Annotated in this window: 18 protein-coding genes, 1 pseudogene and 1 riboswitch; of the genes and pseudogenes, 10 read left to right on the forward strand and 9 right to left on the reverse strand. The window is 76.1% G+C overall.

Features of this window, described 5'->3' with window-relative positions:
- Together CLT72_RS30245 and CLT72_RS30250 are read right to left on the reverse strand one after the other, a co-directional pair.
- Positions 1–1,650, reverse strand: coding sequence for a YbjN domain-containing protein (locus CLT72_RS30245; RefSeq protein ID WP_250100708.1), 1,650 nt, complete (start codon positions 1,648–1,650; stop codon positions 1–3).
- Entirely contained in the window at positions 1,647–2,126 is a 480-nt protein-coding gene (locus CLT72_RS30250) for a type III secretion system chaperone family protein (RefSeq protein ID WP_101414651.1), read from the reverse strand. Before CLT72_RS30250 ends, CLT72_RS30245 begins: the two co-directional genes overlap by 4 nt.
- 114 nt (positions 2,127–2,240) lie before the next feature.
- On the opposite strand from CLT72_RS30250, the gene CLT72_RS30255 reads away from it, so the two are divergent.
- A complete protein-coding gene (locus tag CLT72_RS30255; RefSeq protein ID WP_101414652.1) occupies positions 2,241–4,691 on the forward strand; it encodes an FtsK/SpoIIIE family DNA translocase in 2,451 nt (816 codons plus the stop codon).
- A gap of 144 nt (positions 4,692–4,835) precedes the next feature.
- Here CLT72_RS30255 and CLT72_RS30260 read toward each other — a convergent pair whose 3' ends face one another.
- Both CLT72_RS30260 and CLT72_RS30265 read right to left on the reverse strand, forming a co-directional pair.
- Positions 4,836–5,081 carry a hypothetical protein gene (locus CLT72_RS30260; RefSeq protein WP_101414653.1) on the reverse strand — a complete coding sequence of 82 codons (246 nt, stop codon included), beginning with the start codon at positions 5,079–5,081 and terminating at the stop codon, positions 4,836–4,838.
- Positions 5,082–5,168: 87 nt separating this feature from the next.
- Positions 5,169–5,483 (reverse strand): DMT family transporter, encoded by a 315-nt coding sequence (locus CLT72_RS30265; RefSeq protein WP_101414654.1) that lies wholly within the window; start codon positions 5,481–5,483, stop codon positions 5,169–5,171.
- Positions 5,484–5,545: 62 nt separating this feature from the next.
- Positions 5,546–5,611, reverse strand: a riboswitch (guanidine-III (ykkC-III) riboswitch).
- 88 nt (positions 5,612–5,699) lie between these two features.
- Here CLT72_RS30265 and CLT72_RS30270 point away from each other — a divergent pair.
- The 7 genes from CLT72_RS30270 to pspM all read left to right on the forward strand — a co-directional run bounded on the left by CLT72_RS30270 (position 5,700) and on the right by pspM (position 12,041).
- Positions 5,700–6,623 (forward strand): ornithine cyclodeaminase family protein, encoded by a 924-nt coding sequence (locus CLT72_RS30270; protein WP_101414655.1) that lies wholly within the window; start codon positions 5,700–5,702, stop codon positions 6,621–6,623.
- A gap of 86 nt (positions 6,624–6,709) precedes the next feature.
- On the forward strand, positions 6,710–8,209 hold the full coding sequence (gene rimO / locus CLT72_RS30275) for a 30S ribosomal protein S12 methylthiotransferase RimO (RefSeq protein WP_101414656.1): 1,500 nt from the start codon (positions 6,710–6,712) through the stop codon (positions 8,207–8,209).
- 77 nt (positions 8,210–8,286) lie between these two features.
- Positions 8,287–8,880 carry a CDP-diacylglycerol--glycerol-3-phosphate 3-phosphatidyltransferase gene (gene pgsA, locus CLT72_RS30280; RefSeq protein ID WP_199184678.1) on the forward strand — a complete coding sequence of 198 codons (594 nt, stop codon included), beginning with the start codon at positions 8,287–8,289 and terminating at the stop codon, positions 8,878–8,880.
- Between the two features lie 101 nt (positions 8,881–8,981).
- Positions 8,982–9,569, forward strand: coding sequence for a CinA family protein (locus CLT72_RS30285; RefSeq protein ID WP_101414657.1), 588 nt, complete (start codon positions 8,982–8,984; stop codon positions 9,567–9,569).
- 145 nt (positions 9,570–9,714) lie between these two features.
- The gene (locus CLT72_RS30290) at positions 9,715–10,158 is read left to right on the forward strand and encodes a helix-turn-helix domain-containing protein (RefSeq protein WP_089001461.1); all 444 of its coding nucleotides are present in this window, start codon (positions 9,715–9,717) and stop codon (positions 10,156–10,158) included.
- A gap of 207 nt (positions 10,159–10,365) precedes the next feature.
- A complete protein-coding gene (locus tag CLT72_RS30295) occupies positions 10,366–11,238 on the forward strand; it encodes a PspA/IM30 family protein (protein WP_101414658.1) in 873 nt (290 codons plus the stop codon).
- A gap of 23 nt (positions 11,239–11,261) precedes the next feature.
- Positions 11,262–12,041, forward strand: coding sequence for a phage shock envelope stress response protein PspM (gene pspM / locus CLT72_RS30300; protein WP_089001459.1), 780 nt, complete (start codon positions 11,262–11,264; stop codon positions 12,039–12,041).
- A 33-nt stretch (positions 12,042–12,074) separates the two neighbouring features.
- On the opposite strand, the gene CLT72_RS30305 is transcribed toward pspM, so the two are convergent.
- Entirely contained in the window at positions 12,075–15,710 is a 3,636-nt protein-coding gene (locus CLT72_RS30305) for a hypothetical protein (protein WP_101414659.1), read from the reverse strand.
- A 203-nt stretch (positions 15,711–15,913) separates the two neighbouring features.
- Positions 15,914–16,780 (reverse strand): DNA-formamidopyrimidine glycosylase family protein, encoded by an 867-nt coding sequence (locus tag CLT72_RS30310; RefSeq protein WP_101414660.1) that lies wholly within the window; start codon positions 16,778–16,780, stop codon positions 15,914–15,916.
- 110 nt (positions 16,781–16,890) lie between these two features.
- Here CLT72_RS30310 and CLT72_RS30315 point away from each other — a divergent pair, with 110 nt between their 5' ends.
- Positions 16,891–18,096 carry a hypothetical protein gene (locus CLT72_RS30315; RefSeq protein ID WP_101414661.1) on the forward strand — a complete coding sequence of 402 codons (1,206 nt, stop codon included), beginning with the start codon at positions 16,891–16,893 and terminating at the stop codon, positions 18,094–18,096.
- A gap of 88 nt (positions 18,097–18,184) precedes the next feature.
- Here the strand turns inward: CLT72_RS30315 and CLT72_RS33135 are convergent, their stop codons facing one another.
- On the reverse strand, positions 18,185–19,018 hold the full coding sequence (locus CLT72_RS33135; protein ID WP_250100727.1) for an SAM hydrolase/SAM-dependent halogenase family protein: 834 nt from the start codon (positions 19,016–19,018) through the stop codon (positions 18,185–18,187).
- Between the two features lie 150 nt (positions 19,019–19,168).
- Positions 19,169–19,516, reverse strand: a pseudogene (locus CLT72_RS33140) (GNAT family N-acetyltransferase); the annotation flags it as partial.
- Positions 19,517–19,667: 151 nt separating this feature from the next.
- Here CLT72_RS33140 and CLT72_RS30325 point away from each other — a divergent pair.
- The gene (locus CLT72_RS30325) at positions 19,668–20,264 is read left to right on the forward strand and encodes a hypothetical protein (RefSeq protein ID WP_101414663.1); all 597 of its coding nucleotides are present in this window, start codon (positions 19,668–19,670) and stop codon (positions 20,262–20,264) included.
- A gap of 278 nt (positions 20,265–20,542) precedes the next feature.
- Here the strand turns inward: CLT72_RS30325 and CLT72_RS30330 are convergent, their stop codons facing one another.
- A complete protein-coding gene (locus CLT72_RS30330) occupies positions 20,543–25,174 on the reverse strand; it encodes an ATP-dependent helicase (protein ID WP_374208826.1) in 4,632 nt (1,543 codons plus the stop codon).
- Between the last annotated feature and the right edge of the window lie 67 nt (positions 25,175–25,241).

The following is a 25,241-nucleotide window of genomic DNA, read 5'->3' on the forward strand; positions in this document are numbered from 1 at the left end:
TCAGGGCAGGGCGGCCACCGCGTCGGCGTACGCGACGCAGGTCTGCACGGCCGCGTCGAGCAGGACCGCGAGCTGGGCGGGGGCCACCCCGTGCGCCAGGTCGGTGGCGACGTGGCCGGCCAGCATCAGCTCGCCGTCCTGCTCGTGCACGTACGCCTTCGGCAGCAGCCGGTCGTGGTTCCAGGCGTTGCAGAAGGCGTACGCCTCCGTGAGCCGGTCGGCCGGCAGCCGGCGGCTCGCCACGGACCGGGCCTGGAGGACCTCGCCCCGCTCGCCGCCGCGCCGGAACTGGATCAGCGCCTCGCCCCACCGGCCCGTCACGGCACCGCGATCGTCCACTTCGTAGCGGTCCCCGCGTCGGTCGAGGGCGGCGGTGATCATCGCCACGCTCAGCGGGCGGGGTTCGTCGTCCGGCGGCGGGGCCTCCTCGCCCGGCTCGTCGACGTCGTCGGGGTCGTCGTCGGGCGGCAGGGGCACCGGCGCGGCGGCCGGCCGCTCGGCCAGCCAGGACGCGATCCGGCCGGACTGGTGGCCGGTGCCGTTGCGGGCGTCGAAGCTGCCGGCCAGCGCGGTGGCCACCCCGAGCAGGGTCGCGCCCAGCGTGGCCACGTCCAGGTCGGCAGCCGGCCGCACCCCGTACGCCGGGCGGTGCACCGTCCGGCCGCCGAGCCCCGCCTGCACGGCGCGGGCGCAGACCAGTGCCCCGGCGGCGGCGAACTCCATCGCCGACAGGTCGTCGTGCGGCCGGTCCAGCCGGGGCAACTGCTCGGCGAGGACGTCGAGCCCCCGGGCGGGGTGCCCGGCCAGCGCGCACCACCGCAGGTGCGCGGCGAGCAGCGGGAAGGCGGCCCGCTCCCGCCGGTGCCGCCGGTACGCCCGTACGTGCGCCTCGGCCGCCCGCTCCGGCTGGCCGGCCCGCAGCCAGGACAGCATCCCGGCGGCCAGCGCCCGCTCCGGCTGCTCGGTGCAGCCGTCCGCGCCGTCGGCGACGTCCCCCAGGGCGGCGAGCGCGGCCGGATGGTCGCCCCATCCGGCGAGCAGTTCCGCCCGCCGGGCCGCCGCGCAGTCCGGGCAGCCGCCGACCGGGCCCGGATCCTCCGCCGCCCAGCGTTCGTAGCACCGCCGGGCGGTCGGCTCGTCGCCGAGGTGGTCGGCGATGCGGCAGCGCAGCTCGGCGAGGACCGCCGGGTCGTCGGCGGCACACGCGGCGAGATCGTCCAACATGGCCCGGGCCTGGTCCAGCCCGACCCGTGGCGAGCCGAGCAGGGCCTCGACCGCGTAGCGCCGGTGGCGCCGCAGCAGCTCGGCCTGGTCGCCGGCCAGCAGCTCGGGGCGGCGCCCGGCGGTGGCGAGGCAGCGGCGCAGCGGCTCGACCAGCCGCCACCGCTCCCCGTGCAGGAGGTACGCCTCGATCAACGCGAACCGGGCCGCGAGCGCCGTCCGGTCGTCGCCCGTGGCGTCGGCGTGCGCGGCGATCCGCTCCAGCTCGGTGCTGCGGGCCTCGCCGTCTCCGGTGTCGCAAGCGTCGGCGAGAGCGCCGGCCAGCGCGGGGTCGGGCCGCCGGCCCCCGCGCCGCAGCCCGCTCCACCAGCCGGGCAGCCCGAACGGGTCGAGGCCGCGGCCGGCCACGCCCCCGCCCTGACCCGTCACGCCACCACCCCGCCGGGCAGCCGGGCCACCTCGGTGGCGAGCTGGCAGCCGGTGGCGATGCCGCAGTCGAGCAGCTGGTCGAGCTGGTGTGCGGTGACGCCGCGCTCCAGGTCGGTGATGACCTCGCCGCAGATCCGGGCCCGCCCGTCGTCCTCGACGTGCACGAACGCCTTCGGCCAGAGCCGGTCGTGGTTCCACGCGTTGCAGAAGGCGTGCAGCGCCGGCACGTACTCGATGGGGAACGTCGGCGCGGTCAGGGTGCGGACCTGGAGCAGCTCTCCGGCGGTGCCGGGGCGCAGGAACCAGATGAGGCTGTCGTCCCAGCGGCCGACGAGGTCGCCGTCGGCGTCGGCCCCGACGTGGTATCCCCGGCTGCGCAGCACGGCGGCGATCAGCTCGCCGGTCAGCGGCTCCAGCGCCCCCGGGTGTCCGGTCAGGGGGCCGTCCCGGCCGTCCTCGGTCTCCGGCGACGCCATGGGGGCACCCCTTCTGAGGCAGATATCACGTGACGCGGCGGGGCCCGCGCTGCGACACGCGGACACGACCCGGAAAGGCGGCGATCTGCCGGGTCACGCCATTAGGTTGATGCTATGGCGGGCCGTACCCCTCAGGCGAGTCGGCGGCGCGGCGCGTCGCCGCGTGGCACCACGAACAGTCGTGCCCGTCAGCCGGCGAAGAAGGCCGGCCGGGCGGCGCCCCGCCGGCGGCCGGCGGCCCGGCCCGGCCCGGGTCCGATCGTCGGACAGGCGGTCCGCGCGCTGTGGATGGGGATGGCGCACGGCGTCGGCTGGGCGTTCCGGCAGGCCGGCTCCGCGCGGGGGCTCGACCCGGAGCAGCGTCGTGACGGCGCGGGCCTGCTGGTCTTCGGCCTCGCCCTGCTCAGCGCGGTCGCCCTCTGGTTCTCCGGCGCCGGCCCGGTCGGCGCGCGGCTGGCCGACACCGTCCGGCTCTTCCTCGGGGCGATCTCGGTCGTGGTGCCGGTGCTGCTGATGATCGGCGCCTGGCGGCTGATGCGCGAGCCCGTCGATCCCGAGCACCGCGGCCGGGGGCTGGTCGGCTGGACGTCCATGCTGGTCGCCACCGCCGCGATGCTGCACATCGGACAGGAGCCGGCCGACGCGGGCCAGCGCGACTTCGCCGGCGGCCTCGTCGGCGCCGGCGTCGGCAGCCTCATGGAGCGGGCGGTCACCGCCTGGGTGGCCGTGCCGCTGCTGATCCTGCTGCTGGTCTTCGGCCTGCTGGTGGTCACCGCGACCCCCATCAACAAGGTCCCCGAGCGGCTCGGCCTGCTGTTCGGCACCCGGATCGCCCCGCCGGTCGGTTCGGAGGAGGCCGACGAGGCGCCCGCCAGGCCCGCGCGCCGTAAGCGTCCGGCGAAGCGGGCCGCCCCGCCGCCGCTCGACCCGGCGGAGTTCGACGAGGACCTCGACGGGGTGGACCTCCAGGAGACCCTGGTGCTGCCCCGCAAGCCCCCGGGCCGGGTCCCGGCCACCCGCAAGCCGGCCGAGCCGCCGGAGCACTCGCCCGCCCCGACCCGCGCCGAGCAGCTCGCGCTGACCGGGCTGTCGGGCGACTACACGCTGCCGCCGGCCAACATGCTCGGCAGCGGCGCGGCCCCGAAGTCCCGGAGCAAGGCCAACGACGAGGTCATCGTCGCGCTCACCGGCGTCTTCGATCAGTTCGGTGTGGACGCCGCCGTCACCGGCTTCACCCGCGGACCGACCGTCACCCGCTACGAGGTGGAGCTCGGCCCGGGCGTCAAGGTCGAGCGCATCACCCAGCTCTCCCGCAACATCGCGTACGCGGTGAAGTCGCCCGACGTGCGGATCCTCAGCCCGATCCCGGGCAAGAGCGCGGTCGGGGTGGAGATCCCGAACACCGACCCGGAGAACGTGGCGCTCGGCGACGTGCTGCGCTCGCGGGCCGCCACCAGCGACCACCACCCGATGGTGGTGGCGCTCGGCAAGGACATCGAGGGCGGCTACGTGGTGGCCAACCTCGCCAAGATGCCGCACATCCTGATCGCCGGCGCGACGGGTGCGGGCAAGTCGTCCTGCCTGAACTCGCTGCTGGTGTCCATCCTCACCCGGGCCACGCCGGACGAGGTGCGGCTGCTGCTGATCGACCCGAAGCGGGTCGAGATGACCGGCTACGAGGGCATCCCGCACCTGGTCACCCCCATCGTGACCAACGCCAAGAAGGCGGCGGACTCGCTGGAGTGGGTCGTGCGCGAGATGGACATGCGCTACGACGACCTCGCCGCCAACGGGGTCCGGCACATCGACGACTTCAACCGCAAGGTCCGCAACGGCGAGATCAAGGCGCCGCCGGGCAGCGAGCGGGAGATGCGCCCGTACCCGTACCTGCTGGTGATCGTGGACGAGCTGGCGGATCTGATGATGGTCGCCCCCCGCGACGTGGAGGACTCGGTCGTCCGGATCACCCAGCTCGCCCGCGCGGCCGGCATCCACCTGGTGCTGGCCACCCAGCGCCCGTCGGTCGACGTGGTCACCGGCCTGATCAAGGCGAACGTGCCGTCGCGGCTGGCGTTCGCCACCTCCTCGCTCGCCGACTCGCGGGTCATCCTCGACCAGCCGGGCGCGGAGAAGCTGCTGGGCCGCGGCGACGGCCTGTTCCTGCCGATGGGCGCCTCGAAGCCGATCCGCATCCAGGGCGCCTGGGTGACCGAGCGCGAGATCGCCGACGTGGTGAAGTTCTGCAAGGACCAGCGCGAGCCGGAGTTCCGCCCCGACGTGCTCGCCGCGCCCGACACGGGCAAGAAGAAGGTCGACGAGGAGATCGGCGACGACCTCGACCTGCTGGTGCAGGCGGTCGAGCTGGTCGTCACCTCGCAGTTCGGCTCGACCTCGATGCTCCAGCGCAAGCTGCGGGTCGGCTTCGCCAAGGCGGGGCGGCTGATGGACCTCATGGAGACCCGGGGCGTCGTCGGCCCGTCGGAGGGCTCCAAGGCCCGTGACGTGCTGGTCAAGCCGGACGAGTTGGAGGAGGTCCTGGCCGGCCTGCGCGGCGGCGAGGAGTAGGCCGGCCGGCCGGCCGCTGACGGCGTGGGGGCCGTTCCCGATCGTCGCCAGGCGGGGCCGCGCCGGCAGCCGCCCGGCAGGGCGCACAGGCGACGGGCCCGCCGGCACGCCGGCGGGCCCGGTCTTCGCCCGGGGGAGCGGGGGTCAGTTGTTGATGATCGCGCTGACGATCAGCAGGCTGAGGATGATGGCGACCACGTTGGCGGCGGCGGCGTACCAGCCGAGCGGCTTGTCGCCCAGCACGGCTCCGACGATGCCCAGGACCAGCCCGATCACGCCGAAGATGAGTGGGCTGAGCAGGAGCGCGAGGACCGCGAACACGAAGGCCAGGATCGTGCAGATGCGGGCGGCGTTGGTGCGCGGGCGGGCGGTCGAGTGCATGTTGGCCATGTCTGCCTCCGTGGGTGAGAGCCTTTCGGTGCCAGGCACAGCTCTACCCACTGTGGTCGTCCGCCACGCCTGGTCCGGGGACGCCGGTCAGTGGAAGATCTTCAGGCCGACGACGCCGGCGACCACCAGCAGCAGGCAGGCGATCCGGGGCAGGCTGGCCGGCTCGTTCAGCGCCAGCATGCCGACCAGGGCGGTGCCGACCGCCCCGATGCCGACCCACACGACGTAGCCGGTGCCGACCGGGATCTCGCGCAGCGCGTACGCCAACCCGGCCATGCTGAGCACCAGGGTCACCCCGAAGACCAGCGACGGGACGAGCCGCGTGAAGCCGGCGCTGCGGTCGAGGGCGATCGCCCACGCGGTCTCGAGAAGTCCGGAGATCACCAGCACGATCCAGGCCATGGGAATCACCTCTGCGTCGGCGCCCGGACCGTCGGGCCGGGACGAGTGGGTCGGGTAACACACGCGGGGCGTCTTGGCCTGACCGGGTACGCCCACCACTCGTCCGGGGCGACCGTGGCCGCCACGGCCGACGTTAGCACCGGCCGGCCGACGGCCCGGGTGAGCCGGGCCACCACGACTTGACGTGAACCTCGCTTCAACTTGCAGTATCGGATCATGCCGCTGCTCTTCGCCGACTCCGACGTCGCCGCCGCGCTGGACGCCCCCACCACGGTGGCCGCGATGCGCGACGCCCTGCTCGCCGCGTACGCCGGCCGCCTGGTGGCCCCGCCCCGGGCCGCCGCGCCGCTGGGCGGGGGACGGATGGTGCTCACCGCGGGGCACCTCACCGGCGAGTGGTACGGCTACCGCTCGTACGACACGTTCGGGCACCCGGGGAGCGAGCAGGTGGTGGTGCTGCACGACGGGCGTACCGGGGCGGTCCGGGCGGTGGCGGTCGGCGAGGAGCTGGGCTCCCGGCGTACCGGCGGGCTCGGCGGGGTGGCCGTGGACGCCCTGGCCCGGCCGGACGCCGCCACCCTGGGCGTGATCGGCTCGGGCGGGCAGGCGTGGACCCAGGTGTGGGCCGCCGCCGCCGTCCGCCCGCTGCGCGAGGTCACCGTGCACAGCCGCTCCGTCGCCCGGCGGGAGGCGTTCGCCGCCCGGGTCCGCGCCGAACTGGGCGTGCCGGCGCGGGCGGTGGGGTCGGCCCGCGCCGCCGTCCGCGACCGCGACGTCGTGGTGCTCGCCACCACCGCCGTCACCCCGGTGCTCGACGCCGCCGACCTGACCCCCGGCACCCACGTCAACGCGGTCGGCTTCAAGCAGGTCGACCGGCACGAGTTCGGCGCCGACCTGCTGGACGCCGCCGACCTGCTGGTGACCGACTCGCCCGCGCAAGCGGCCGCGTACGACCCGCCGATGCTGGCGGCGCTGCCTGCGTACGCCGGGCGGTTGCGCGACCTGGGCGCCGTGCTGGCCGGCACGGTTCCCGGCCGGACCGACGCGGACCAGGTCTCGGTCTTCTGCTCGACCGGCCTGGCCGGCACGGAGGTCTTCCTGCTCGACCGGCTGGTCCGGGTCGGCGCGGCGGTGGCCTGAGCCGGCCGTCGCGGCGGGGCAGTGTGAGGCGGTCGATGCGGCGGCCCGCCGTTGACGGCCGCCGCCCGCCGGCCCGGTACCCTCGGATGGTGTCTGCCACCTCCCCTTCCCCCGCCGACGGCCGTCGGGTCGCCCTGCTGACCCTGGGCTGCGCCCGCAACGAGGTCGACTCGGAGGAGTTGGCCGCCCGGCTGCACGCCGACGGCTGGCAGGTGACCACCGACGGCGAGGGCGCCGACGTGGTGGTCGTCAACACGTGCGGGTTCGTGGAGAAGGCGAAGCAGGACTCCATCCAGACGCTGCTGGCCGCCGCCGACACCGGTGCCAAGGTGGTCGCCGCCGGCTGCATGGCCGAGCGGTACGGCCGCGAGCTGGCCGACAGCCTCCCCGAGGCGCAGGCGGTGCTGAGCTTCGACGACTACCCGGACATCGCCGCCCGGCTGGACGCCGTGGTCGCCGGCGAGCGGATCGGCGCGCACACCCCGCGCGACCGGCGTGAGCTGCTGCCGCTCACCCCCGTCTCGCGGCGCGACAGCGCGGTGTCGCTGCCCGGTCACGGCACCCCGGTCCGGGGCGTCACCGAGACCGACGAGCACACCCCGGCCCACCTGCGCCAGGTGCTGCGCCACCGGCTCGACACCGGCCCGGTCGCCTCGCTCAAGCTCGCCAGCGGCTGCGACCGGCGCTGCGCGTTCTGCGCCATCCCCGCCTTCCGCGGCGCCTTCGTCTCCCGTACGCCCGACGAGCTGCTCGCCGAGGCGGAGTGGCTGGCCAAGACCGGCGTCCGCGAGCTGGTGCTGGTCAGCGAGAACTCCACCTCCTACGGCAAGGACCTGGGCGACCCCCGGGCGCTGGAGAAGCTGCTGCCCCAGCTCGCCGCGATCGACGGCATCGTCCGGGTGCGGGCGAGCTACCTCCAGCCGGCCGAGACCCGGCCCGGCCTGGTCGAGGCGATCGCCACCACGCCCGGCGTGGCGCCCTACTTCGACCTGTCGTTCCAGCACTCGAGCGAGCCGGTGCTGCGCCGGATGCGCCGTTTCGGCTCCACCGACCGGTTCCTGGAGCTGCTGGCGAGCGCCCGCGCGCTGGCCCCGGAGGCGGGCGCGCGGAGCAACTTCATCGTCGGTTTCCCCGGCGAGACCCGCGCCGACTACCAGGAGCTGGTGCGGTTCCTGACCGAGGCGCGACTCGACGCGATCGGCGTGTTCGACTACAGCGACGAGGACGGCACCGAGGCCGCCGGCCTGCCCGGCAAGGTCTCCGCCGCCACGGTCAAGCGCCGCTACGACAGGCTCAGCGCGCTCGCCGACGAGCTCTGCTCGCAGCGCGCCGAGGAGCGCCTGGGCTCCACGGTCGAGGTGCTGGTCGACTCGGTCGACGACGGCGTCGTCGAGGGGCGCGCGGCCCACCAGGCCCCCGAGGTCGACGGCTCGACCACCCTCGTCGCCCCGGCCGACGGTGGGGTGGATCTGGCCGCGCTGCGCCCGGGTGACCTGGTGCGGGCGACGGTGACCAGCACCGAGGGAGTGGACCTGGTGGCGGTCCCGGATGAGATGATCTCGGCGGCGCCCGGCGCAACACGGTGACGGCGGGCCCGGACGGAGCGGGGGAGCCACGTGGTGGGGTGCCAGGTACGCCACGACCGCCGGAGCGGGGCGCGGCGGTGACCGGGGCGACGGACTCGACGCCGGCGCCGGTGGTGGCCGGCGTACCGGTGATGAACGCGGCCAACGCGCTCACCGCGCTGCGGCTGGTCCTGGTGCCGGTCTTCGCGGCGTCCGTGGTCGCCTCGGCGATGACCCACGCCGGCTGGCGGATGGTCGCCTGCCTGATCTTCGCCGTCGCCTCGGCGACCGACCTCGTGGACGGCTGGATCGCCCGCCGGTTCGCCCTGGTCACCTCGGTGGGCAAGGTCGCCGACCCGATCGCCGACAAGGCGCTCACCGGTGCGGCGCTGCTGCTGCTCTCCTGGTACGACCAGCTGCCCTGGTGGGTGACCGCCGTGATCCTCGCCCGCGAGCTGGGCATCACCGCGCTGCGCTTCTGGGTGATCCGGCACGGCGTGATCGCGGCCAGCCGGGGCGGCAAGGCCAAGACGGCGCTCCAGATCCTGGCCATCACGTGGTACCTGTGGCCGATGCCGGCCGTGCTCGCCGCCGTCGGCCCGTGGATCATGGCCGCCGCCGTCGGCGTCACGGTGGTCACCGGCTTCGACTACGTCGCCCAGGCCCTCCGGCTCCGCCGCACCACCACCTGACCCGGTGCCCGGCCCTGCCCTGCCCCGCCCCTCTCCCGCCCGGCCCCGCGCCCGTCGGGAAGGATGAGTAGGGCCAGCGGGGCGGGGAAAGGATCCGGGACATGGACAGTGACGCGGACGGAGCACGGCCGGTCGGGAGCCCGGCGGCCGGGGTGGTGCACAGCCTCTCGGAGCGGCACGAGACCCTCGCCACCGTCGAGTCGCTCACGGGCGGGCTGCTGGCCGCCTCGATCGTCGAGATCGCCGGGGTGAGCGGGATCTACCGGGGCGGCCTGGTGGTCTACGCCACCGAGCTCAAGTCGCTGCTCGCCGACGTACCGGAGGAGCTGCTGGCCGCCCGGGGGCCGGTCGACCCGGACGTGGCGGTGGCCCTCGCGGAGGGCGGACGGCGACGCTGCGGGGCCGACTGGGGCATGGCGACCACCGGGGTGGCCGGTCCCGAACCGCAGGACGGCAAGCCGGTCGGGCTGGTCTACGTCGCCGTGGCCGGGCCGTCCGGCACCGAGGTCCGGCAGCTCGACCTGGCCGGCGGTCGCGACCACATCCGCTCGGCCGCGGTCGTCGAGGCGTTGCGGCTGCTCGCCGGGCGGATCCACGAGGCCGACGCCGCCGGGCCGGCGGAGTCCGACACCCGGGCGGCCGGGGCCGACGGCGGGCGGACCGATGCGGCCGGTGCGGGTCGCCGGTGACGGTTCTCCCCGGATCCGAGGGGCGGGGTGGGATGTCGTGAGGGCCCGCAACGGGTACGGTTGCGGGAAGGCTCCGGCGACCGGTGCGGCTCGACGCACCGGACGGGCCGCGTGAAAGAGTGGTGTCCCTCAGGGGGAGGTGCGAATGGTCCTGCTACGCCGCGTGATCGGTGACGCACTGCGGGCGCGCCGGCAGGGGCAGCACCGCACCCTGCGGGAGGTCTCCTCCGCCGCCAACGTCAGCCTCGGCTACCTCTCCGAGATCGAACGCGGCCAGAAGGAACCCTCCAGCGAGCTGCTGGCGGCGATCTGCGACGCGCTCGGCGCGCGCCTGTCGGAGCTGCTGCGCGAGGTCAGCGACACGGTCGCCCTCGCCGAGCAGATGCCCGGCGTGCTGGTGCCGGTGCAGGACGAGCCGGCCGTGCCCGCCGCCCCCGTCGCGGTGCGCAGGAGCACGGGTCGAGGCGTGCACCAGGTCAGCTCGGACGGCACGGTCGCCGTCCAGGTCCGTCAGGACTCCCCGCTCAAGGCCACCCTGCGCAGCTCCCGGGTCCGGGGCAGCGAGCGCGACGTGGTCTGCGCCGCCTGATCCACCTTCCGCTCTCGCGCCACGTGGTCGGCCTCGACGGGGCCGCGTACCCTTGATCGCGGACGGCGTCGGCGCTCGCTTCGCTCGCCGGTACGGGTGCCCGGGTGGCGCCCGGCTGGGACGATGGAGCCACTGCCGCGCCGGAGCCGGCCGGGAGCATCCGGCGCGGTCGAGGCGGAGCGACGCTACTGAGGGGACAACGCAAAGATGGCGAACCCGTTCGTCAAGGGGTGGAAGTACCTGATGGCGCTCTTCGGCGCCAGGATCGACGAGCACGCCGATCCGAAGGTGCAGATCCAGCAGGCCATCGAGGAGGCTCAGCGCCAGCACCAGGCGCTGGTGCAGCAGGCCGCCGCCGTGATCGGCAACCAGCGGCAGCTGGAGATGAAGCTGTCCCGTCAGATGTCCGAGGTCGAGCGGCTGCAGGCCAACGCCCGCCAGGCCCTGGTCCTCGCCGACCAGGCCCGCGCCCGGGGTGACGAGACCGAGGCCGGCCGCTACGAGCAGTCCGCGCAGACCCTGGCCACCCAGCTGGTCTCGGCCGAGCAGGCCACGGAGGACCTCAAGACCCTGCACGACCAGGCGCTCGGCGCCGCCGCCCAGGCCCGCCGGGCGGTCGAGAACAACTCGATGATCCTCCAGCAGAAGCTCGCCGAGCGCACCAAGCTGCTCAGCCAGCTGGAGCAGGCCAAGATGCAGGAGAGCGTGGCCCGCTCGCTGGAGTCGATGTCGTCGCTGACCGCTCCCGCCAACACGCCCTCGCTCGACGAGGTGCGCGACCGCATCGAGCAGCGCTACGCCACGGCGATGGGCCGCGCCGAGCTGGCCGGCAACTCCGTCGAGGGCCGCATGCTGGAGATCCAGAAGTCGACCCTGGACTCGGCCGGCTCCTCCCGGCTGGAGCAGATCCGGTCGAGCATGGCCGGCGAGCAGCTCGGCGCCAAGCAGGAACGACCGGGTGTGGAGCAGGCCCAGCCCGCCGCGCCGGCCGCCGACCCGGCGGCCGCCGCCCGGCTGAACGAGATCCGGGCCAGCATGGGCCGCGAGCGCGGCACCGGGGACACCACCGCCGCCGGCTGAGCGGCCGGGTCGAGGAGGCAGAGGTGGCAGACGAGCGCACGCGGTACTTCCGGCGCCTGAGCAGGTTGCGGGGGTCCGCACGCCGGTGGAGCGTCACGGCCGGTGGCCTGAGCGGCGCCGCCGCCGTGCTGACCCCGTACGCCGGGCTCGGGCTGCCCGACGCGGCGTGGGCGGCCGGCGCGGGCGGCGCGCTGGTGCTCGCCGCCTGGCGCTGGATCGACCTGCGGGCGCTGGCCGCCCAGCCGGCGCCGCCGCCGCTCGACCCGGCCGAGGCCGCCGCGCGGTCGCGCGCCAAGCTGGTCGCCGCCGTGGAGCGGCTGCCCGTCGGCCCGGGGGTGCTCGCCGAGGTCCGGCGGGTGCGCTCGCGGGTGGCGCTGCGCGGCACCAGCGCCGCCGAGCCGTGGGCCCGGCTGGACCGGGCCGCCCTCACCCTCGCCGGGATGACCGGGCGGCTGACGGGGCTGGCGTCGCCGGCCGTGCTGGAGGCCGCCGAGGCCGACCGGTCGCTGCGCGACCTCGCCGATCGGGTGGCCAGCGTCGAGCGCACGCTGCGGCTCGCCCCGGCCGAGTCCCGTCCGCCGCTGGCCGAGGCGCACCGCGCCCTGACCGCGCAGTTGGAGGAGGGCGTCACCGCGTACGAGCGGCTGGTCGTGGCCGCCGCCGGCTACGTCGCCGGGGACGCGCACCCCGACGCCGCGCACCCGGCGGCCTCGCGCCTCACCGAGGCGACCGACCTGCTGCACGGCGTCGCCTCGGCCCTGACCGAACTGCGCGCCGTCAACGCCCCGCTCCGCACCCCCTGACGCCGCCCCGCCTCACGACCCGGCGCGGGCCGGTCACGGCGGCGTGGTCATTGGGATCGGGCCGGTGAACGGGGAGGCGCCGACCACGTTGAACGACCGGATCCGGTAGTGGTAGGTGACGCCGCGCGCCAGTCCGGTGTTGGTGAATCCCCGGCCGGTGACGGTGAAGGTCGCCACCTCCCGGCTGAACGCCGGGTCCAGCGCCCGCTGCACGATGAACCCCGCGCCCGGCGCGGCCGGGGTGCTCGCCGCCCAGCCGAGGATCACCGTCGCCGTGTCCGGTCCGGGTGCCGTCGCGGTGGCGGTCACCCCCGTCGGCGGGCCCGGCGCCGGCGGGGTGGTCGCCCGGGCCACGGTCGACCAGGCCGAGGCGGCGCCGAGGTAGGTGGTCCGCACCCGGTAGTAGTACGTGGTGTCGGGGGCGACGGCTGCGTCGAGGTGGTTGTCGCCGACCCCGATGGCCGTGGTGCCCGGCCCGCTGCTGAACGTCGGATTGGTGGCCCGCTGCACGTCGATCCCGGTGGCGAAGGAACGGTTGGCCCAGCGCAGCGCGATCCGCAGCGGCGCGGCGGGCGGGATCGTCGCGGTCAGCCCGGCCGGCGCGGCGAGCTGCACCGAGGCCGGCACGCTGTTGGACCACGTGGAGCAGCTCACCGCGTTCTCCGCCCGGATGCGGTAGTGGTAGGTCACCCCGGGCGTGACGGTGGCGTCGGTGTAGCGGGTCGCCGTGGCAGCCACGGTGATCGACGTGAGCCCGTCCGTGAAGGCGGCGTCCGTGGCCCGCTGGAGCAGGTGGCTGGTGGCCGGGGGACGACTGCCGTTGCCCGTCCAGGTCAGCGCGATCGCCGGCAGCGCGGTGGCCGAGCCGGGGGCCGGGGTCGCGGTCAGCCCCGTCGGTGCCCGGGGCGACATCCGCACCACCAGTGGCCGGATCATGCCCTGGTCCCGGTGGCCGCCGAGCTGGCTGTGCCAGTGGTACTCCCAGCCCAGGTTGACGAGCTGGTTCACGACCAGCGCGGGCCGCCCGTCCACCGGGCTGACCGGGGTCGAGCCCGTCCGGGCGCCCGCCGGCCGGAGCGGGTCGAGCAGCCGTACGCTGTCGCCGACCTTGAAGGGCAGGGGTGGCGCGAGCGGCCGGAGCGCGACGATCACGTCCTCGCGCGGGTCGACCCGGACGACCTGCTTCCAGCCCCGCTCCGCCGGATGCGGCGCCCGGGTGGCGCCGTCCCAGCCGACCCGGCCGATCACCTGCACGTCGCAGCCGGTGAACCGCACGGGCTGGGTCTGCCGACTGTTGCCGCGGATCCGCCAGAGCTGGGTGCCGTCGGCGGGCCCACCCACCGCGACGGCCGGGTCGCTGACGTGCAGCACCTCGGTGGCCGGATCGCTCGGCCCGAGCGGCAGGACGGTGGGGGAGAGCGGTCCGGCGTGCGGGTGCCCGACGCCGAGCCGGCCGACGAGCCGGCCGTGCTCCGGCTCGAAGACCTGCTGCACCGACTTGACCTCGATCGGCAGGAGCACCGGGGCGGCGGCGCCGGCCGGGACGAAGCTGACCGTCGCGGCGTGCACCGGCACCACCGTGTCGCGCGCCGTCCGGGTGCCGAACGCGGCGTCGTACGCCGGCTGCGGCACGATCGGCGGCCGCTGGCTGGCCGCGTACGCGGCGGGCAGGCGCTCGCGCAGCCGGGCCAGGTCGTACGGCGGCGCCGGGGTCCCCGCCACCCGGAACTGGAGCAGGGTGCGGGTGTTCGGCCCGTACCCGGGGCGGGTCGGCGGTGCCCCGCCCTCGGCGGTGCGGTCCGGGCCACCGGTGAAGTGGTCGGCGCGCGGGTCGAAGCCGGGCAGCGGGGCGGGGCAGTCGTTGTAGAGGATCAGCGTGCCGCCGGGCGCGACGGCGGAGAAGTCGACCAGCACGTCGGCGACCTCCCCCGGGGCGAGCAGCAGCGCGTGCGCGTCGACGTTGAGCACGGTCGGGTCGCGCCGGTCGTACCGGTAGCCGACCGGCTGGTTCGGCACCGGCACCGGCGCGGGGAGCAGGCCGCACTCGTTGCCGATCTGGACGAGGCGTGGGCCGGCGGCGCGCGGGTCCGGGACCCCGCCCTCGCGCCCGTCCGTCGGCCAGCCGGCCGGCCGGTCCGGCGCGCGTGCCGCCTCCACCATCGGCACCTCACCGGCGTCGGCGTCGGCCAGCGCGCCGTCCGCGTCCCACATCGGCCCGTCCGAGCGGGCCCGGTAGAGCTGGAGGTTCAGGGCGCGGTCCAGGCAGGCGTTGAGGATCCGGAACCGGTACGTCCTCGGCTCGACCTCCAGGTACGGGTACGCGATCCCGTTGACCAGCACGGTGTCGCCGAACGCGTCGGGCACCGCCGACGGGTGCGGTACGCCGGGCGCCAGCGGCGGCTCGTCGGGTTCGGCGACGGGATCGTGGTGCGGGTTCGGCACCGGGCCCGTCGGGTGGAACGTGGCCGGCTGGTCCCGCTGCCCGGTGTCGTCGGCGGTACGCGACCAGGGGCCGTAGTCCCACCGGCCGGTCGGGTTCGCCCCGTCGGCGCGGTGCGGGTTCTGCCGGGGCTGGTAGACGTGCGGGTGCCAGAGGCTGCCCCGGGAGCCCCAGCGGTCCCGGTCCCACGTGGGGTCCTCCGCGGCGAGTTGGGCGTCCTCCGGCACGAAGGTCTTGTCCTCGAACACCAGGGGCAACTGGTCGGCGGGGAGCACCCCGTCGGCGACGAGACGCTCCTCGGCCGGGTCCGTGAGCAGGTAGAGCGCGAGCTGCCCGGAGTAGACGGTGAGCCGGGCCAGGCCCACGGTGTTGTCGTGGAACCAGCACAGCCGCCCGCTCTGCTCGTTCGGGTAGTAGAGCGTGGTGGCGCCCGCGCCGGGCGGCGGCATGTCGGGCACGTGGGTCAGGCCGGGCCCCGTCGGGTACGGGGTGATCTCACCGGCCGGGGTGACCCACTGCCAGGGGTTGCCGGCGCTGGTCCAGCCGGTGTGCGCGCCCGCCAGCCGCAGCACCGCGCGGTTCTGCGGGTAGGGCGCCGGGCCGTCGAGCGGGCCGGCCCCGGCGCCGTCGACGGTCGCGTCGACCGGCAGGAAGAGCTCGCCGGAGCGGCCGGTGGGCAGCTGGTTGATGAACTTGACCCGGACCGGCCGGCCCCGCCGGGCCAGGATGAACGGACCCAGGTGCCAGGGCCGCCCCGCCGGCACGACCGTGTTGTGCCCGTGGGCGTCCGTGCCGAGGTTGAGCTGCCGGTAGCCGCGCAGCCGGGTCGCCGGCAGGTCCCGGTGCAGCCGCTGCGCGTACTGCTCCAGGCCGATCTCGTAGTAGTCGCACCCCGGGTAGCTGACGGTGTCGGGCACCGCCACCGGCAGGCGGGCGCCCAGCTCGGTGCGGCCGGGCGCGCCGAGGCGCGGTAGCGCGTCGACGAACTTGCGGATGCCGGTGCCGGGCACCACGGAGCCGTCGGTGTCGACGACCGGCAGCGGGCTGCGCGCGTGGTTCGGCACCGGGCCGAAGTAACGCGGGACGGCGGCCGGATCGAGGCTGGCCGGCGCGACGAGCGGCTCCGGCGCGCGCCGGGTCGCCGGGACGGGACCCGCCCCGGCCCCGTCGTCGGGACGGGCCGGCACCCGCTGCGCCCACGGGACGCGGAGTCTGCGGAACAGCTCCATGGCTCTCCCCGGTGTCGGGCGCGGCGGCCGCCACCGCGACGTGGCGGACCCGGTCGCGCGTCGCTGACGATGCGTGAGGAGTCAACCGCAGCATGCGACCTCGACGGCGGGGTTAGGAAGTACCCAATCGTCCGTTTCTGTGGCGGGGATGCGACTCGCCGCCGCAGCGCCGGAGTGTCCCGCCCGACACGCCGACCCGGGCGTCAGTCCGCCTGGCGTTCGGGTTGGCAGACCGGGCACCAGTAGGTGACCCGCTCGCCCAGCTCGTCCTTGCGGATCGCCGTGCCGCACCGGCGGCAGGGCTGGGCACGCCGGCCGTAGACGTAGCTGGTCTGCCCCCGGTGCAGCGACCCGGTGGTGCTCTGCGTCCAGCGGCCCCGGTTGGCCGCGAGCAGCTTCCGTGCCAGCGCCACGGTGCCCGCGAGGTCCGGCACCGCGCGTACCGGGGTCCAGGGCGAGACGCCGCGCAGGAAGAGCACCTCGCACTTGTAGAGGTTGCCGACGCCGGCCAGGTTGCGCTGGTCCAGCAGCGCCTCCGAGATGGTGGCGTCCGGGTGGGCGGCCAACCGGCGTACGGCCTCCGCCGGGTCCCAGTCCGCGCCGAGCAGGTCGGGGCCGAGGTGCCCGACGAGGGACTCCTCCTCGGCGGTCGGCAGCAGCGCCAGGTCGTGCAGGTGGTAGCCGACGGCGACGGCCCGCTCGCTGCGCAGCACCACCCGGATCAGGTGCGCCGGCCGGGCCGTCCACCGTTCCCCCGGCGCGTACGCCCGCCAGGCGCCGTCCATGCGCAGGTGCGAGTGCAGCGTCCAGCGCGCACCGGCGTCGTCGCCCGCGGTCGGGCCCGCGCCCGTCGAGGAGGTCGCCCCGGTGGGCGGGGGCGTGGCCTCCGGTGGGGCGGTGAGACGGAGCAGCAGGTGCTTGCCCCGGCTGGCCGACTCCCGCACGGTCCAGCCGGTGAGGTCGGTGGCGGCGAGCTGCGGCACCCGGAAGTCGCTGCCGGTCAGGCGGGCGCCGGCCAGGGCGCGGTGCAGCACACGGGCGGTGTTCCAGACGGTGTCGCCTTCGGGCACCCGTCCATCCTTCCTCGTCCGAGGCGAATTCGCATGTGTCGCTATTTGTATGGAGGTTCCTATCGATCTACCCACAAGGGCACGATCAGGGGGTTCTGAGGAGAATGCCCATGATTCTGCCCCAACGTCGTGCCCGTACCACCGCTCTGACCGTCATCCTCGCCCTCGCCCTCCTGCCCTCCCCGAGCCCCGCGCTCGCCGACGCCGGCGAGCGGTGGAGCGCCGACCTCTCCCGCGTCGACGGCGACGACGTCAACGTCCGGCACACCCGCGCGGGGCTCCGCCTGGTCGACTCCCGCCCCGCACCCGCCCGCTCACCCCGCGGCGCGGTCGCCGAGGGCATCTTCCTCGCGCCGCCGCGCACCCTGACCCGGCCCGCCACCCGGGTCAGCGCCACCGTCGTCGCCCGTACCGCCGGCGGTGGCACCGCCGAGGCCCAGGTGCGGGGGTGGCGGGCGGCGGGCTGGACCGAGTGGCGCGACGCCACCGGCGGGGCGGTCTTCGACCGGCCGGTCACCCGCGTGCAGACCCGGGTGGTGCTCACCGCGGGCCGGCCCGGCGCCACCGCCGAGGTGCGCGCCGTGCGGCTCGCCGCCGACACCGTCGCCGCCGTCTCCGCCGCCACGCCCGGCCTCACCTACCGGGTGTACGCGACCCGCATCGGGTTGGTCGGCGAGGTGACCGCCAACGGGCACACCATCGTGACGCGGGACCACTTCGTCGCGCTGCCGTCGCGGCGCGGCCTGTCCCCGGCGAACACCGGCGACTACACCGTCCGGGTCTGCACCACCACCGGCAGCCGCTGCGAGTACGCCCCGGTCTGGGACGTCGGCCCCTGGAACACCCGCGACGACTACTGGAACCTCAGCGCCGTACGGGAGAACTGGAAGGACCTGCCGCAGGGCCGGCCGCAGGCACAGGCGGCCTACCAGTCCGGCTACAACGGCGGGCGGGACCAGTTCGGCCGGGTGGTGCTGAACCCGGCCGGCGTCGACCTCGCCGACGGTACCTTCTGGGACGGGTTGCAGCTGACCACGAACGCCTGGGTGGACGTCGCGTACCTGTGGACCGGCAGCGGCCCGCGCGGCGTGGTGGGCGACGGCCCACTCAACATCCGCACCGGCGCCGGTACGGGCTACGCGGTGCGCGGCCTGGCCGCCCGGTACGCCAACGTGCCGATCCAGTGCTACGTGACCGGGCAGACCGTCGCCGGCCCGTACCGGACCACCAACCGGTGGAACCGCCTCGCCAGCGGCCAGTACGTCAGCCACGCGTACGTCTCGGCGGTCTACGGCGGCACCGTGCCGCTCTGCTGACCCCCACCCCGTACGCCCGCCGGGCCGGTCGGCGGAATCCGGCCGGCCCGCTGTGGTGCCAGGCCAGGTCAGGCGGCGATCCGGCTGCTCAGCCGGCCGCGACGCGCAGCAGGTCGCCCGGCGCAACCGCCAACAGGTCCACGGCCCGGCCGCCGTTGACCGCCACGGCGACCCGGCCGGCGGAGTCGACGTGCACCACCAGCCCGCCCGGCTGGGCGTCGCCGAAGGTGCGCCCGTGCACGGCCTCCCGGCCGGGCGCGGAACCGGTGCCCGGCCCCACCCGGACCCGGGCCGGCAGCGGCGCCAGCAGCTCGCCCGGGGCGGCCAGCTGGACGTTGCCGAAGTGGTCGACGGTCAGCACCTCGGCCGCGAACCCGTCCGCCTCCCGCCGGAGCACCGGTGCCGGCAGCCGGACCAGGGACCCGGGGTCGACCGCCGGGCCGAACCGGGCCAGCGGCGCGCCGAGCGCGAGCCGCGCGGCGACCGGCGCGAAGACGTCCCGGCCGTGGAACGTGCGGGACACCTCGGGCGCGAGCCAGTCCGGATCGGTCAGCTCGACGGCCGCGCTCACCCCGCCCAGCGCCTCGGCGGCGTCGACCAGCAGGCCGTTGTCCGGCCCCACCAGCAGCCCGCGCGGGGTGGCCAGCGCGACGCCCCGGCGGGCCGTACCCACGCCCGGGTCGACGACGGCCACGTGCACCCCCTCCGGCAGGTGCGGCACGGCCTGCGCGAGCACCGCCGCGCCCCGGCGTACGTCGGCCGGCGGGACCAGATGGGTCACGTCGACGACCCGGGCCTGCGGCGCCAGCCGCGCGATCACCCCGTGGCAGGCGGCGACGAACCCGTCGGCGAGGCCGTAGTCGGTGGTCAGCGAGATCCACGGGGCGCGGTCCGCGCCGTGCTCCGCACGGCCGTCGGGCACCCGATCGCCGGTGGCGAGCAGCAGCTCCAGGACCAGTTCGTCGTGCAGTCCGATGCCGTCCTCGCCGACCATCGGGATGCTCGGCTTGAGCCGGCGGGCCCGGTCCACCGCGCCCCGGTCCACGCGCACCAGCCGCAGCCCGCGCCGCTGGTAGAACCGCAGCGCCCGCAGGTTGTCGTTCGTCGTGACGAGCCAGAGCCGGTGCCGGCCCCCGGCCCGGGCCACCTCGGCGGCCGCCGCCAGCAGGTCCGTGCCGACGCCGCCGCCGGGCGTCGCGGCCACCACGCTGACGACCTCCAGCCCGTCGGCGTCGGCCCGGTACACGAGCGCCCCGAGCACCGCGCCCGCGCCGTCGGCCGCCACCAGCGTCGGCAGCGTACGCAGGTCGTGGCGGGTGTCGTGGGCGACGACGTACGGCCCACCCCACTCGCGTTCGTGCAGCGCGTCGACCGCCGCGCGGTCCTCGGCCCGCGCCGGCCGGACGGTTGTCCCGGTCATCGCGTCCACCCCCGTCGTCCTCGGCTTCCCTCGTCGACCGGTCGGGATCGTACCGGTGCCGGCCGACCGGGGCGGGTTGGCGGAAATGGGACAGCGGCACTGACCGACCGGCCACTGCCGGGACGGGACCCGGTTGGGCAGACTGCCAGGGGTGACCAACCGGAGCCTGCCCGCCGTCGCCGTGCTCGTGATCGCCGCCGCCCTCACCGCCGCCTGCGGCGACGACGCGGGGGACCGGCGCGCCGCGCCCTCCGCCGCCCCGGCGTCGACCCCGGCCGCCGTACCGTCGTCGGGCCCGGCCGAGGCGCCCGCAGCCACGCCGACGCGGCCCGCCCCGCCGGCCGCCTCGCCGACCGGGGCGGGTCCGGCGGTTCCGAGCGCCGGCGGTGCGACCGAGCGCCGTCCCGCCAGCCCGCCGCCCGTGAAGCTGCCGGCCCGGCCGACCGGTACGCCCGGCGCGCGGCAGGTCGTGGACGCGTTCAAGGCCGCCGGGCTGAAGGTGCCGAACCCTCGGGACCGGTCGGTCGAGTGCGGTCCGGACGGGCTCGGCCTGGGCTGCTCCGAGCTGATCGCCACCGACGCGGTCACCGTCTACGTCTTCCCCGACGAGACCAGCGCCAGCGAGATCGCCGAGACGTGGGGCGGCCAGTCGTTCCGGCGGGGCACGGTGGTGCTCAACTACCTGGAGGCGAAGACCCCCACCGCCGACCGCGCCCGCTACGAGAAGGTCCTGACGGGCCTGCGCTGACTGCCCGGGCCCACCGTCCTCGACCCGGTGCGGCGCGGGCCCGGCTCGGCGGCGCCGCTGTACTCGGTCGTCGTTTCGGCACCTACGTCCCTGCGCACAAGCCCTTGGCTGGTGTGCCGGGCATCGAGTGCCAGCGGTGCACTCCGCTCGTTCCGATACCAGACAGGTATTTTCATGCCGCAGAGGTATCAGCGTTCCGGCAGTAATGGTTCGTCAGCTTCCCCGAACCCCACCCTCGCCCGGCTTGGCGCGGCGGTGCGTGGGCGTGTCGGGGCTGATCAGCCGCGCAGGCGCAGGCCGCGCGGGGTGGCGCGGAAGCCGGCCGCGGTGAGCGCGTCGTGCAACGGCGAGGAGTGCACCGCCTCGCCGTCGGCCCGCTCCACCGACATCGCACCCAACGCGCCCGAGTGCACCGCGTCGGCGAGTGCCTTGCCGGCCGCCGCCAGCAGGTCCGCCTCGTCGGTGAAGGAGAGGATGGTCCGCCCGCCGCGCTCGACGTAGAGCACCAGGTCGCCGGCGACCAGCACCACCACGGCACCGGCCTTGCGCCCCGCCCGGTGCCCGGTCGCCGGGGCGGCCCCGTCGCCCGAGTCGACGGCCCGCTCCGGCCAGGACAGCGCCGCGCCGTACGGGTTGGCCGGGTCGGTGGCGGCGAGCACCAGGGCGGGCCCGCCGCGCCCCCGCCCGCCGTCTGTCGGCTCGGCCAGCGCCCGGATGCGGTCCACCGCACCCGGCACCGCGAACTGCGCCGCGCCCAGGCCCTCGACGAAGTAGCCCCGGCGGGCCGCGCCGCGCTCCTCCAGCGCGGAGAGCACCGGATAGACCGCGGCGAAACCGCCGGTGACCTGCTCGGCCAGCACCGCGCCCCGGGTCACCACGCCGTGCCGTTCGAGCAGCACGTCGGCCAGGGCCGCGGCGCGGCGGGTCGGGTCGGTGTCGCGTTCCGGCAGCCGGGACCAGCGGCCCGCGACGGTCGGCGGACCGCCCCGCGTCGGCAGGGCCACCCGCCCGGGGCGCCGGTAGCGGGTGCGCGGCGCGGTGGGACGGGACCGGTGCGCCCCGCCGCCGCCGAGCGCCGCGCGCAACGGCGCCAGGGTGTCGTTGGTGAGGTGACCGGCCCACACCAGGTCCCAGACGACGGCGGCCAGCGCGGCGTCGTCGGTCGAGGCGACCCGGTCGGACAGCGACCGGAAGAACAGCGCCTGCCCGTCGCCGAGCGCGTCCAGGACCGCGTCGTGCAGCGGGGTGCGGGTGAGCGACTCGTCGGGCGGGGGAAGCAGCAGCGGCGCGACGTCCGCGTACGCGAGGGTGACCCAGCCGTCGCCGCCGGAGATGGCGCCGGAGCCGGCCCAGAGCACCTCGCCGCTGGCGCAGAGCTCGTCGAGCTGGGCGGGGGAGTAGTCGGCTACCCGGCCGGGCAGCACCAGCCGTTCCAGCGCCGACGCCGGCACCGCCGCCCCCTGCAACTGCTCCACGGCGGCGGCCAGCGCCTCCACCCCCCGCGCGGAGGAGCCCACCTGCTGCCAGCGGGGCAGGAACGCGGCCAGCGCGCGGGGCGGCACCGGCTCGATCTCCCGGCGCAGCGCGGCCAGGGAACGGCGGCGCAGCAGCCGCAGCACCTCCGCGTCGCACCACTGGCTGCCGGCGGTGTCGGGAGTGAACTCGCCGGCGACCACGCGCCCGGTGGCGGCGAGTCGGCGCAGCGCCTGCTCGACCACGAAGACGCCGAGCCCGAAGCGGGCCGCGCAGGTGGCGGCGGCGAAGGGCCCGTGCGTACGCGCGTAGCGGGCGACGAGGTCGCCGAGCGGATCGGCCACCGGGGCGAGGTACGCCTCGGCCACCCCGACGGGCAGGGCCACGCCGAGGGCGTCGCGCAGCCGCGCCGCGTCCTCGATGCCGACCCAGCGCTCCTCGCCGGCGACGCGTACGCGCAGCACCCGGCGGGCCGCCGCCAGCTCCGTCAGCCACCCGGGTGAGGCGCCCCGCTCGACCAGCTCCGCCTCGGAGAGGTCGCCGACAACGCGCAGCAGCTCGACCACGTCCTCCGCGTCGCGCGGGCGGCGCTGCCCGGTCAGCCAGCGCAGCTGCCGCTCCGTCTCGGCCAGCACCGCCGGATCGAGCAGCTCCCGCAGGTCGACCCGGCCGAGCAGCTCGCCGAGCAGGGTCGAGTCCAGCGCGAGCGCGGCGGCCCGGCGCTCGGCCAGCGGCGCGTCGCCCTCGTAGAGGAACGCCCCGACGTAGCCGAAGAGCAGCGAGCGGGCGAACGGCGACGGCTGGGCGGTCTCCACCTCGACCAGGCGCACCTTGCGGGCGGCCAGGTCGCGCATCAGCTCGGCCAGCGAGGGCTGGTCGAAGACGTCCTGGAGACACTCCCGGGCGGCCTCCAGGGTGACCGGGAAGTCGGCGTACTCGCGGGCGACGTCGAGCAACTGGGCGGCGCGCTGGCGCTGCTGCCACAGCGGCTGGCGGCGGCGCGGGTCGCGCCGGGGCAGCAGCAGGGACCGGGCGGCGCACTCGCGGAACCGGGAGGCGAAGAGCGCGGACGTGCCGACCGACTCCTCCACGAGCTGGGCGATCTCCTCCGGCTCGAAGACGACCACGTCGGCGCCGGGCGGCTCGTCGGCCGTGTCGGGCAGGCGGACCACGATGCCGTCGTCGGACGGCATCACCTGCGCGTCCACGCCGTAGCGCTCGGCGAGCCGGCGGCCGATCGCCAGCGCCCACGGCCCGTTGACCCGGGCACCGAGGACGCTGTGCACGGCCAGCCGCCAGTCGCCCAGCTCGTCGCGGAACCGCTCGACCACCACCGTGCGGTCGTCGGGCAGGGACCGGGTGGCGGCGCGCTGCTCGCGCAGGTAGGCCATCAGGTTGCCGGCGGCCCAGTCGTCCAGCCCGCCGGCCCGCAGCGCGGCCACGGCCGTCTCGTCGTCCTGCCGCAGCAGGGCGCGCACCCGGGCGCCGATGGCCCGGCCCAGCTCGACGGGCCGGCCGAGCTGGTCGCCCTTCCAGAACGGCATCTTCGCCGCCTGCCCGGGGGCGGGGGAGACCAGCACCCGGTCGGGGGTGATCTCCTCGATCCGCCAGGACGACGAGCCGAGCAGGAAGACGTCGCCGACCCGGGACTCGTAGACCATCTCCTCGTCCAGCTCGCCGACCCGGGCGGCCCGCTCGGCCCCGGCCAGGAAGACGCCGAAGAGCCCCCGGTCGGGGATGGTGCCGCCGCTGGTCACCGCGAGCCGCTGCGCGCCGGGCCGGCCGGTGAGCGTGTCGGTGGCGCGGTCCCAGACCAGCCGGGGCCGCAGCTCCGCGAACGCTGTGGACGGGTAGCGGCCCGAGAGCATGTCGAGCACGGCGTGCAGCGCCGAGTCGGGCAGCTCGGCGAACGGCGCCGCCCGGCGTACCAGCACGGCCAGGTCGCCGACGCGCCACGGCTCCAACGCCACCATGGCGACGATCTGCTGGGCCAGCACGTCGAGCGGGTTGCGTGGATGGTGCAGCTCCTCGATGGCGCCGTCGGCCATCCGCTCGGCCACCACCGCGCAGGAGAGCAGGTCGCCCCGGTGCTTGGGGAAGACCACGCCGCGGGAGACCGCGCCGACCTGGTGCCCGGCCCGGCCGACCCGTTGCAGGCCGGCGGCCACGCTGGGCGGCGCCTCGATCTGTACCACCAGGTCGACGGCGCCCATGTCGATGCCCAGCTCCAGACTGGAGGTGGCCACCACGGCGGGCAGCTGACCGGACTTGAGCGCCTCCTCGATGTGCTTGCGCTCCTCGCGGGAGACGCTGCCGTGGTGGGCGCGGGCGATCACGGGCGGCGCGCCGGCCGCCGCGCCCGCCTGCGCCATCAGCTCCGCAGGCGTACGGCCGACGCGCACCGGCCCGGCGGGGCCGCCCCACCCGTCGGCCCCGCCGGCCGGCGGCGGGGACCCACCGGTCGGCTCCTGCCCGGCCGCCTCCTCGCCGGCCAGCTCGTTGAGCCGGGCGCAGAGGCGCTCGGCGGAACGCCGGGAGTTGGTGAAGACGATGGTCGAGCGGTGCGCCCGGACCAGGGAGAAGACGCGCTCCTCCAGCGCCGGCCAGATGGACGCCCGACGGGCGCCGAGACCGCCGAGGTCGTCCTGCGGCGGCTCCTGCTCGTCGAGGCGGGTCATGTCCTCCACCGGGACCTGGACGCTGACCTCGATCGTCTTGGCGCTGGGTGGCGCGACCACGTCGATGGGGCGGGTGCCGCCGAGGAAACGGGCGCACGCGTCGACCGGCCGGACGGTGGCGGAGAGGCCGATCCGCTGCGCCGGGGCGGGCAGCAGCTCGTCGAGGCGTTCCAGGGAGAGCGCGAGGTGGGCCCCGCGCTTGGTGCCGGCGACCGCGTGCACCTCGTCGACGATCACCGTCTCGACGCCGCGCAGGGAGTCGCGGGCGGCGGAGGTGAGCAGCAGGAACAGCGACTCGGGCGTGGTGATGAGGATGTCCGGCGGGGTGCGCGCGAAGGCCCGCCGCTCGTCGGCGGGGGTGTCGCCGGTGCGCATTCCCACGGTGATCTCCGGCGGCGCGACGCCGAGCCGGGTGGCGGCCTGCCGGATGCCCGTCAGGGGGGTGCGCAGGTTGCGCTCGACGTCGACCGCGAGCGCCTTGAGCGGGCTGACGTAGAGCACCCGGCACCGGTGCCGGGGGTCGGCCGGGGCGGGCTCGCGGGCCAGCCGGTCGAGCGACCAGAGGAACGCCGCCAGCGTCTTGCCCGAACCGGTGGGAGCCACCACCAGTGCGTTGCGCCCCGCCGAGACGGAATGCCACGCGCCGGTCTGGGCGGCGGTGGGCGCGGCGAAGGCGGCGCCGAACCACTCCCGGGTGGCCGCGCCGAAACCCGCCATCGCATCCGTCACGCCGTCCATCCTGCCCCGACGAACCGACATTCCGGCCCGCGGCGGGGACGCGGCGCCCTGCTCCGGCCGCACCGCGCTGTTTGCGCGTTTAATCCAT

The organism is Micromonospora sp. CNZ309, from assembly GCF_002846525.1.

Bases quoted from the DNA above. Each gene is read 5' to 3' on its own strand.
- CLT72_RS30255 (WP_101414652.1), top strand. From the start codon at position 2,241: ATGGCGGGCCGTACCCCTCAGGCGAGTCGGCGGCGCGGCGCGTCGCCG.
- CLT72_RS30265 (WP_101414654.1), bottom strand. From the start codon at position 5,483: ATGGCCTGGATCGTGCTGGTGATCTCCGGACTTCTCGAGACCGCGTGG.
- CLT72_RS30315 (WP_101414661.1), top strand. From the start codon at position 16,891: ATGATTCTGCCCCAACGTCGTGCCCGTACCACCGCTCTGACCGTCATC.
- CLT72_RS30290 (WP_089001461.1), top strand. From the start codon at position 9,715: ATGGTCCTGCTACGCCGCGTGATCGGTGACGCACTGCGGGCGCGCCGG.
- CLT72_RS30260 (WP_101414653.1), bottom strand. From the start codon at position 5,081: ATGGCCAACATGCACTCGACCGCCCGCCCGCGCACCAACGCCGCCCGC.
- CLT72_RS30305 (WP_101414659.1), bottom strand. From the start codon at position 15,710: ATGGAGCTGTTCCGCAGACTCCGCGTCCCGTGGGCGCAGCGGGTGCCG.
- CLT72_RS30330 (WP_374208826.1), bottom strand. From the start codon at position 25,174: ATGTCGGTTCGTCGGGGCAGGATGGACGGCGTGACGGATGCGATGGCG.
- CLT72_RS30285 (WP_101414657.1), top strand. From the start codon at position 8,982: ATGGACAGTGACGCGGACGGAGCACGGCCGGTCGGGAGCCCGGCGGCC.
- rimO (WP_101414656.1), top strand. From the start codon at position 6,710: ATGGTGTCTGCCACCTCCCCTTCCCCCGCCGACGGCCGTCGGGTCGCC.
- CLT72_RS30250 (WP_101414651.1), bottom strand. From the start codon at position 2,126: ATGGCGTCGCCGGAGACCGAGGACGGCCGGGACGGCCCCCTGACCGGA.
- CLT72_RS30295 (WP_101414658.1), top strand. From the start codon at position 10,366: ATGGCGAACCCGTTCGTCAAGGGGTGGAAGTACCTGATGGCGCTCTTC.
- CLT72_RS30270 (WP_101414655.1), top strand. From the start codon at position 5,700: ATGCCGCTGCTCTTCGCCGACTCCGACGTCGCCGCCGCGCTGGACGCC.